Here is a 9,823-nt window from a genome sequence, read left to right as displayed (position 1 = left end):
GACGGTGGCGGGGGACGGCTTTCTCCTTCTGGACGTCGGAGCGAACGTAGATGCGAAGCCTGAGCATCTCGTCCAATACGCAATCATGGGTTCTGTATACGGGGAACAGGTTCTCGGCGTGAAAAACCCGAGAATCGGGCTTTTAAACGTCGGAACGGAAGACAAAAAAGGAAATGAACTTGCAAAACAGACCTTTCAAAAGCTGAAGGAGACGGACTTGAACTTCATCGGCAATGTGGAAGCGCGCGACATGCTGGACGGAGTCGCAGATGTCATCGTAACGGACGGCTTTACCGGAAACGTTGCCTTGAAGACGGTTGAGGGTGCGGCTTTGTCGATCTTTAAAATGCTGAAAAGCACGCTGACATCCAGCTTTACCGCCAAATTGGCGGCGTCCGCGCTGAAACCGAAGCTGAAAGAAATGAAAACGAAAATGGACTACTCCGAATATGGCGGAGCAGGGCTTTTCGGTTTGAAGGCGCCGGTCATCAAAGCGCACGGTTCGTCTGACGGGCGCGCCGTTTACCATGCGATCCGCCAGGCGAGAGAGATGGTCAGCCAAAATGTCGCGGCATTTATTGAAGATAAAATACAACAAAAAGCAGATGAATAGTCTGGAGGTTTTACAACATGGGTAAGATTGCATTTCTATTCCCGGGCCAGGGATCACAGCATATCGGCATGGGGCGTGAGCTGTATGAGCAGGAGCCGAAAGCAAGACGGATTTTCGAAGAAGCGGATGAAACGCTGGAAACAAAGCTGAGCGCTCTTATGTTTGAAGGCGACGCCAAAGAACTGACCCTTACATACAATGCGCAGCCGAGCCTTTTAACGGCCAGCATAGCCGCGCTTGAAAAACTAAAAGAATACGGCATTGAAGCCGATTTTGCAGCGGGCCACAGCCTCGGCGAATATACCGCGCTCGTGGCTGCCGGGGCGATGTCGTTTAAAGACGCCGTATACACCGTGAGAAAACGCGGCGAGTTCATGAATGAAGCGGTTCCTGCCGGAGAAGGCGCGATGGCCGCGGTTCTCGGCATGGATGGAGAGGCGTTAAAAAAAGTGACGGATCAGGTGTCTGAAGATGGCCACCTCGTCCAGCTCGCCAACTTGAACTGCCCGGGGCAAATCGTCATTTCGGGTACGGCCAAAGGGGTCGAACTTGCGTCAGAACTCGCCAAGGAAAACGGCGCGAAGCGCGCGATTCCTCTCGAAGTCAGCGGACCGTTTCATTCGGAGCTGATGAAGCCCGCCGCTGAAAAGCTGCGCGAAGTACTTGACGCATGCAGCATTAAAAATGCGTCAATCCCTGTTATTTCAAATGTGACCGCAGACGTGATAACGGACAAGGACGAGATCAAACAGAAGCTGATTGAACAGCTCTATTCACCGGTCCGCTTTGAAGAATCGATCAGCAGGCTGATCGACGAAGGCGTCACAACGTTCATCGAAATCGGGCCGGGCAAGGTATTGTCAGGGCTTGTCAAAAAAGTGAACCGCAGAGTCAAAACGATTGCCGTATCTGACCCTGATACGATTGAACTCGCTGTTCAGACATTGAAGGAGGAAAACGAAAATGCTTGAGAATAAAACAGCCGTTGTTACCGGTGCTTCAAGGGGAATCGGCCGTGCGATCGCGCTGGATCTTGCGAAAAACGGCGCGAACGTCGTCGTCAATTACGCGGGAAATGAAGCGAAGGCGAACGAAGTTGTCGATGAAATCAAGGCGCTCGGCCGCGATGCGTTTGCAATCAAAGCTGACGTTTCCAATGCCGACGAAGTTCAGGCAATGATGAAAGAGGCGCTTGAGCGTTTCGGTTCAATCGATATACTCGTCAACAATGCCGGCATCACGAAAGACAATTTGTTCATGAGAATGAAAGAAAATGAATGGGACGATGTCATTAACATAAACTTAAAAGGGGTATTCAACTGCTCCAAAGCTGTGACAAGACAGATGATGAAGCAGAGAAGCGGCCGGATCATCAATGTCGCCTCAGTTGTCGGCGTCGTCGGAAACGCCGGACAGGCGAACTATGTCGCGGCAAAATCTGGCGTCATCGGCCTGACGAAAACGCTGGCTAAAGAGCTTGCTTCTCGAAACATTACCGTAAATGCGATCGCTCCGGGTTTTATCTCAACGGAAATGACGGACAAGCTCACAAAAGACATCCAGGACGAAATGCTGAAACAGATTCCGCTTGCCCGCTTCGGTGAGCCTTCTGACATCAGCAGCGTCGTCGTCTTCCTTGCGTCTGACCAGTCGCGCTACATGACAGGCCAGACGCTGAATATCGACGGCGGAATGGTTATGCAGTAAAAATGTAATTATCTCTGGTTTTTTAAAAATGAATCAACTATAATACTTGAGGGGAGGTGAATAGCTATGGCAGACGCATTAGAGCGTGTAACAAAAATCATCGTAGACCGCCTTGGCGTAGATGAAGCTGACGTCACTCTCGAAGCTTCTTTTAAAGAGGATTTAGGCGCTGATTCCCTGGATGTAGTTGAACTTGTCATGGAACTTGAAGACGAGTTTGATATGGAGATTTCTGACGAAGATGCTGAAAAGATTGCAACAGTCGGTGACGCTGTGAACTACATAAATAGTAAGCAGTAAGCTAACTTAAAGTCCCGTTTAAAGACGGGGCTTTATCCCTTTATACATGCGGCTTTAGCTTAATGTTTTGCCGAACGAAAAACGAACCCTGCCTTTTTCTAACAGGAGGTCTAGGTGAACCTGATGTGCCCATATGGAGGTTGCTATGTCAAAACATTCACATTTCAGAGACAAAAAATTGTTTCAAAAGAAAGCGGAGCAGTTTAAAAAGTTTCAAGAACGGATTTCGGTTCAATTTCAGCACGAGAAGCTTTTATACCAGGCATTTACACATTCATCTTATGTGAATGAGCATCGGAAGAAGCCGTATGAAGATAATGAAAGGCTTGAATTTTTAGGAGACGCTGTTTTGGAACTGACGATTTCTCAATTTTTGTACGCCAAATACCCGGCGATGAGCGAAGGGGATTTGACGAAATTGAGAGCGGCGATCGTTTGCGAGCCTTCTTTGGTTTCTCTTGCCCATGAGCTGTCCTTCGGGGAGCTTGTCCTTCTCGGAAAAGGAGAGGAAATGACGGGCGGAAGAAAGCGGCCGGCGCTGTTGGCCGACGTGTTTGAAGCGTTTATCGGCGCGCTTTATCTTGATCAGGGGCTTGAAGCTGTCGTAGCTTTTCTGAAAGCGTACGTCTTCCCTAAAATCGACGATGGTGCTTTTTCTCATGTGATGGATTTTAAGAGCCAGCTGCAGGAATTTGTACAGCGCGACGGACGCGGCACTTTGGAATACAGAATCCTTCAGGAAAAAGGTCCGGCGCACAACCGCGAATTTGAAGCAAACGTATCGCTAAAAGGAGAAGTGCTCGGGGTGGGAAGCGGCCGTTCCAAAAAAGAAGCTGAACAGCATGCCGCTCAGGAAGCACTTGCAAAGCTGCAAAAACACCATATGAAACAGTAAATCCCCCTTGCCAGCTTCCAGGGGGATTTCGATATGTTTACGCCTTTATCCAAAGGTATGATAGAATTGTAATACTTTAATACATAAGGAGGATCAGGATGTTCCTCAAACGTTTGGACGTAATAGGTTTTAAATCGTTTGCAGAACGAATTTCTGTAGATTTTGTTAAAGGTGTGACAGCCGTCGTTGGCCCGAATGGAAGCGGAAAAAGCAACATTACCGACGCGATCCGCTGGGTGCTCGGGGAACAGTCCGCCAAATCATTGCGCGGCGGCAAAATGGAAGACATCATTTTTGCCGGGAGCGACTCGCGGAAAAAGCTGAACCTCGCTGAGGTGACGCTGACGCTTGATAACGAAGACCACTTCCTTCCGATTGACTTTCACGAGGTCAGTGTAACGCGGAGGGTATACAGGTCCGGGGAAAGCGAATTTCTCATCAACAATCAGTCGTGCCGCCTGAAGGATATCATCGATCTCTTCATGGACTCCGGACTCGGAAAAGAAGCGTTTTCGATCATCAGCCAGGGGAAGGTCGAGGAAATCCTCAGCAGCAAAGCGGAAGAGCGGAGAAGCATCTTCGAAGAAGCGGCGGGCGTTTTAAAATATAAAACGAGAAAGAAAAAAGCCGAAAACAAGCTGTTTGAAACACAGGACAATTTGAACCGCGTGGAAGACATCCTCCATGAGCTTGAAAGTCAAGTCGAACCGCTGAAGATGCAGGCATCGATTGCGAAAGACTACCTCGAAAAAAAGGACGAGCTCGAAAAGATAGAAATCGCGTTGACGGCGTATGACATTGAGGAGCTTCACCAAAAATGGGAGGCGCTCAAACAAAAGGTCGAAAAAGCGAAAGATGAAGAAATGGCTTCCTCATCAGCAATCCAGGCGAAGGAAGCCAAAATCGAAGAGGCGAGGGATAAAATCCAGGCCCTTGACGAATCGGTTGATGAGCTTCAGCAGGTCCTCCTTTTGACAAGCGAGGAGCTTGAAAAGCTCGAAGGCAGAAAAGAAGTGCTGAAAGAGCGGAAAAAGAACGCGAGCCAAAACAGGGCCCAGCTTGAAGATACAATTGCCCAGCGCGGAGAAAAAGAAAACAGTCTGAAAGAAAAAATCGCCGCACAAAAGCTTGTGTTCGAAAAACTGCAGGCCGAAGCAAAGGGACTCGCTCAAGAGGTCAAAGAAAAAACGGCGGCGCTTTCAGTATACAGCGAAAATGTAGAAGAAGAGATCGAACAGCTCAAAAGCGACTATTTCGAGCTTCTGAATGAACAGGCGTCTCTGCGAAACGAGCTGCAGTTTTTAGACGATCAAATGTCCCAATCGAAAGCCGCGCAAAAACGGCTTGCCGACAACAATGAAAAATACTTAAGCGAACGGCGGGATATCGCCGAGCAAAAAGCAAAAGCCGAACACGAATTCGGCCTTTTCGAGGAGCGTCTCGCACAGCAGATCAAAGCATACCGCGACGCGCAGAAAAACTATGAGCTGAAGAAAAACGAATACGAAAAGAAAGAGTCGGCTCTTTACCAGGCGTATCAATATGTTCAGCAGGCGCGCTCGAAAAAAGAGATGCTTGAAGCCATGCAGGAGGATTTTTCGGGATTTTATCAAGGCGTCAAAGAAGTGTTGAAAGCGAGAAGCGAGCTGGCGGGCATCCACGGAGCGATCGCTGAGCTCGTCAAGACGGACGAAAGGTATGAGACGGCGGTCGAAATCGCTTTGGGCGCTTCTGCGCAGCACGTCGTGACCGAAAACGAGGACGCGGCAAGACAGGCGATTCAATATTTGAAAAAGCATTCGTCAGGACGTGCAACCTTTCTTCCGCTTTCTGTCATCAAAGAGCGCAGCATCCAGCCCCGCGACATCGAAGCTGCAAAAGAGCATCCGGCATTTATCGGGATCGCAAGCGAGCTCGTGTCGTTCGATCCCGTGTACAGGACGGTTGTGCAAAACCTGCTCGGCACCGTGCTCATCACCGAGCATTTAAAAGGGGCCAACGAGCTTGCCAAACGGCTTGGACACAGATACCGCATCGTTACGCTTGAAGGCGACGTCGTCAACCCGGGCGGATCGATGACCGGAGGAGCCGTCAAGAAGAAAAACAACTCTCTTTTGGGCCGAAACCGGGAGCTTGAAACAGCGGCAGAGCGCCTAAAGGTAATGGAAGAAAAAACCGAAGCGCTCGAAGCCGAAGTGAAAAGCTTAAAACAAGCGATTCAAAAGCTTGAACGAGAGCTTCAATCGCTGCGCGAAGACGGGGAGCGTTTGCGCGCTGAGCAGCAGGAGATCAAAGGGCGCCTCTATGAGCTTGAAATCGCCGAGAAAAACGTCAACAGCCACTTGGAGCTATACGACGAGGAAAAATCGGCGCTCCTGAAAGAAGACGACGAAAAGAAACAAAGGAAGGCAGAGCTCGAAGAAAAGCTTTCCGCCATGTCCGAAAGCTTAAAAGCGCTAGACGGGAAGATCGAGAGCCTGACGGAAAGAAAGCAGACGCAGACTTCAACCAAGGAGGCGCTGCAAAGCGAGCTTACAGATCTGAAGGTCGTTCTCGCCAAAACCGAGCAGTCATGTGCAAACGAACGGGAAAAGCTCGCAAGGCTTGAAGAGGAATTTGCCGAGAACGAAGAAGCGCTGAAGATTGCAAAAGAAGACCTGTCATTATTGACAAATGAGATGTCGTCCAGCACAAGCGGCGAGGAAAAGCTTGAAGAAGCCGCGAAGAAGAAACTGAACGATAAAAACAAAACCGCCGAGCTCATCGCTTCAAGAAGGGAGCAGCGGATGAAGCTGCAGCAGGGCCTTGAAACAGAAGAGCTTGAGCTGAAAGAAATGAAGCGCCAGTACAAACAAATGGCCGGGCTCCTGAAAGATGAAGAAGTCAAGCTCGGCCGCATGGAAGTCGAGCTTGACAACCTGCTGTCATTCCTGAGGGAGGAATACGGCCTCTCCTTTGAATGGGCGAAGGAAAAATATCCGCTTGAGCTCAGCCCCGAAGAGGCGAGAAAGCGCGTCAAGCTGATCAAGCTGGCGATCGAAGAGCTGGGCACCGTGAACCTCGGAAGCATTGAAGAATATGAAAGGGTCAATGAGCGCTACGTTTTCCTGACAGAGCAGAGAGACGATCTGCTTGAAGCGAAAAATACGCTCTTTCAGGTGATCGAGGAAATGGACGAGGAAATGACGAAGCGCTTTTCAGATACGTTTCAGCAAATCCGCTCCCATTTCGAAGACGTCTTCCGCGCGCTGTTCGGCGGCGGCAGAGCTGAACTGAATCTGACCGATCCGAATGACCTGCTTCAGTCGGGCGTAGACATCATCGCTCAGCCTCCGGGGAAAAAACTGCAAAACTTAAGCCTCCTCTCCGGCGGAGAACGGGCTCTGACGGCGATCGCCCTCTTGTTTTCGATCCTAAAGGTCAGACCCGTCCCGTTCTGCGTGCTTGATGAGGTTGAGGCCGCGCTTGACGAAGCGAACGTGTTCCGCTTTGCGCAATATTTGAAAAAATACAGCCACGAAACACAGTTTATCGTCATTACGCACAGAAAGGGAACGATGGAAGAAGCCGACGTTCTCTATGGCGTAACAATGCAGGAATCAGGCGTTTCCAAGCTTGTCTCCGTCAAGCTTGAAGATACGAAAGAATTAGTTCAATAAAGCGAGGTTACCAGTCATGAGCTTTTTTAAAAAACTGAAAGAAAAAATCACGAAGCAAACAGACTCAGTCTCAGGAAAGTTTAAAGAAGGGCTCGCCAAAACGAGAAACTCATTTCAGGAGAGGGTCAATGAGCTTGTCTCCCGCTACCGGAAAGTCGATGAAGATTTTTTCGAAGAGCTTGAAGAAGTGCTGATCGGAGCAGACGTCGGCGTGTCAACGGTGATGGAGCTGATCGATGAGCTGAAGACCGAGGTCAAACGAAGAAATATCCAGGATCCGAAGGAAGTGCGTTCCGTTATTTCCGAAAAGCTCGTCGACATTTATGAAGGCGGGGAGCAGGAAGCTTCAGAGCTCCGCGTAGAAGACGGACGCTTGAACATCATCCTGTTTGTCGGGGTCAACGGCGTCGGCAAAACGACGACGATCGGCAAGCTCGCCCACAAGTTTGTCAAAGAAGGCAAAAACGTTGTTCTCGCAGCAGGAGACACGTTCCGCGCCGGTGCGATCGACCAGCTTGAAGTGTGGGGAGAGCGGGTCGGTGCCCATGTCGTCAAACAGGCCGAAGGCTCAGATCCGGCAGCCGTCATCTATGATGCTGTTCAAGCCGCCAAAGCGCGCGGCGCCGATGTTCTGCTGTGCGACACGGCGGGACGTCTGCAAAACAAGGTGAACTTGATGAAAGAGCTTGAAAAAGTAAAGCGGGTCATCCAGCGCGAGGTTCCTGACGCGCCTCATGAAGTGCTGCTCGTTCTGGACGCGACGACAGGCCAAAACGCGATGACGCAGGCGAAGGAATTTTCCAAGGCGACCGATGTATCGGGCATTGTTCTGACAAAGCTCGACGGAACGGCAAAAGGAGGAATCGTCCTCGCCATCCGCCACGAGCTGAAGATTCCCGTCAAACTTGTCGGCCTCGGCGAAAAAATGGACGACCTGCAGCCGTTTGAAGCCGAATCCTACGTATACGGCCTGTTTTCCGATCTGATTGAAAAAGAAGAATAGCACGCGAAAGCCCCTATATAAAAGGGGTTTTCTTTTTAACAAACGCTGCAGGACATTATGACAAGATAAAAACTTGACAGATGAAAAAAATCAGCGTAAACTAGTGTATCGTAAAGGGATTTGACTTAACAAGGGGGAGAGTCTCATGACGCTTGAAAAAACAACGCGAATGAATTACCTGTTTGATTTTTATCAGTCGTTGTTGACATCAAAACAAAAAAGCTACATGTCGCTTTACTATTTAGACGATTTCTCCCTCGGCGAAATAGCTGAAGAATATCATGTCTCAAGACAGGCGGTCTATGACAACATCAAACGGACCGAGGCCATGCTTGAGCAATATGAAGAAAAGCTACTTTTGTTTAAAAAATTTCAAGAGCGCAAAAAGATTTTTGAAGAGCTGAGACAGCTGACTGCCGGTCAGCCTGAAGTGTCCCCGCTCATCGACGCGCTTGAGAAATTAGATTAGGAGGCGGCACTGAAAAATGGCATTCGAAGGATTAGCCGACCGACTGCAGCAAACGATTTCTAAAATCCGCGGAAAAGGAAAAGTAACGGAACAAGACGTCAAAGAAATGATGCGAGAAGTCCGTTTGGCGCTCCTTGAAGCGGACGTCAACTTTAAAGTCGTCAAAGATTTTGTGAAAAAGGTAAGCGAACGGGCCGTCGGGCAGGATGTCATGAAAAGCCTGACACCCGGACAGCAGGTCATTAAAGTCGTCAAAGAGGAGCTGACGGAGCTGATGGGCGGCGAAGAAAGCAAGATCGCCGCGGCAAAGCGCCCGCCAACTGTCATCATGATGGTCGGTCTGCAAGGGGCCGGTAAAACGACGACGACAGGAAAGCTTGCCAACCTGCTTCGCAAAAAACATAACCGCAACCCGCTGCTCGTGGCAGCGGATATATACCGCCCGGCTGCGATCAAGCAGCTGGAAACGCTCGGCAAACAGCTCGATATGCCGGTATTCTCGCTCGGAGACCAGGTCAGCCCTGTCGACATTGCCAAACAGGCAATCGAAAAGGCGAAAGAAGACCACCACGACTATGTGATCATCGATACGGCGGGACGCCTTCATATTGATGAAGAGCTGATGGATGAGCTGGAAAAGGTAAAAGAAACGGCTCAGCCGGAAGAAATCTTCCTTGTCGTCGATTCCATGACGGGTCAAGATGCGGTAAACGTTGCCAAAAGCTTTAATGAACAGCTTGGCGTGACAGGCGTCATCCTTACAAAACTTGACGGTGATACGAGGGGCGGAGCGGCCTTGTCGATCCGCGCCGTGACGAACACGCCGATCAAATTTGCCGGAATGGGCGAAAAGCTTGATGCCCTTGAACCGTTCCATCCCGAGCGGATGGCTTCGCGGATTCTCGGAATGGGCGATGTGCTCACCCTGATCGAAAAAGCCCAAGCCAACGTCGATCAAGAAAAGGCGAAAGAGCTCGAACAGAAAATGAAAAATATGAGCTTCACCCTTGACGACTTTTTGGAACAGCTCGGGCAAGTCCGCAACATGGGACCGCTTGAAGAGCTGATTCAAATGATGCCTGGCGCAGGCAAAATGAAAGGCTTAAAAAACGTAAAGGTTGACGAAAAACAGCTCAGCCACGTCGAAGCGATCATCAAGTCCATGACGGGGAAAGAA

Annotated in this window: 9 protein-coding genes; all 9 read left to right on the top strand. The window is 49.8% G+C overall.

The features are described 5' to 3' along the window. The coding region (plsX, locus tag V7126_RS18630; protein WP_335498220.1) for a phosphate acyltransferase PlsX at positions 1-613 on the top strand (613 nt) is incomplete at its 5' end. A 17-nt stretch (positions 614-630) separates the two neighbouring features. Next, positions 631-1,584: an ACP S-malonyltransferase gene (fabD, locus tag V7126_RS18625; protein ID WP_175076205.1), complete on the top strand. Its 954-nt coding sequence runs from the start codon at positions 631-633 to the stop codon at positions 1,582-1,584. Then, entirely contained in the window at positions 1,577-2,320 is a 744-nt protein-coding gene (gene fabG / locus V7126_RS18620; RefSeq protein WP_175076206.1) for a 3-oxoacyl-[acyl-carrier-protein] reductase, read from the top strand. The genes fabD and fabG overlap by 8 nt, the downstream gene beginning before the upstream one ends. A gap of 66 nt (positions 2,321-2,386) precedes the next feature. Further along, complete coding sequence (gene acpP / locus V7126_RS18615) at positions 2,387-2,620, top strand: acyl carrier protein (RefSeq protein WP_003181706.1); 234 nt, start codon at positions 2,387-2,389, stop codon at positions 2,618-2,620. 145 nt (positions 2,621-2,765) lie between these two features. Continuing rightward, positions 2,766-3,515, top strand: a complete 750-nt coding sequence (gene rnc / locus V7126_RS18610) for a ribonuclease III (RefSeq protein ID WP_046128989.1) — start codon at positions 2,766-2,768, stop codon at positions 3,513-3,515. A 98-nt stretch (positions 3,516-3,613) separates the two neighbouring features. After that, the gene (gene smc / locus V7126_RS18605; protein WP_046128988.1) at positions 3,614-7,174 is read left to right on the top strand and encodes a chromosome segregation protein SMC; all 3,561 of its coding nucleotides are present in this window, start codon (positions 3,614-3,616) and stop codon (positions 7,172-7,174) included. A 16-nt stretch (positions 7,175-7,190) separates the two neighbouring features. Then, on the top strand, positions 7,191-8,177 hold the full coding sequence (ftsY, locus tag V7126_RS18600) for a signal recognition particle-docking protein FtsY (RefSeq protein WP_046128987.1): 987 nt from the start codon (positions 7,191-7,193) through the stop codon (positions 8,175-8,177). A 145-nt stretch (positions 8,178-8,322) separates the two neighbouring features. Continuing rightward, on the top strand, positions 8,323-8,646 hold the full coding sequence (locus V7126_RS18595; RefSeq protein WP_046128986.1) for a putative DNA-binding protein: 324 nt from the start codon (positions 8,323-8,325) through the stop codon (positions 8,644-8,646). A gap of 16 nt (positions 8,647-8,662) precedes the next feature. Further along, the coding region (gene ffh / locus V7126_RS18590; protein WP_335498205.1) for a signal recognition particle protein at positions 8,663-9,823 on the top strand (1,161 nt) is incomplete at its 3' end.

It is taken from the genome of Bacillus sp. JJ675 (assembly GCF_036963165.1).
Lineage (GTDB): Bacteria > Bacillota > Bacilli > Bacillales > Bacillaceae > Bacillus > Bacillus glycinifermentans.
Note: the sequence above shows the minus strand (reverse complement) of the source record. Positions and strands in the feature narration are given on the sequence as shown.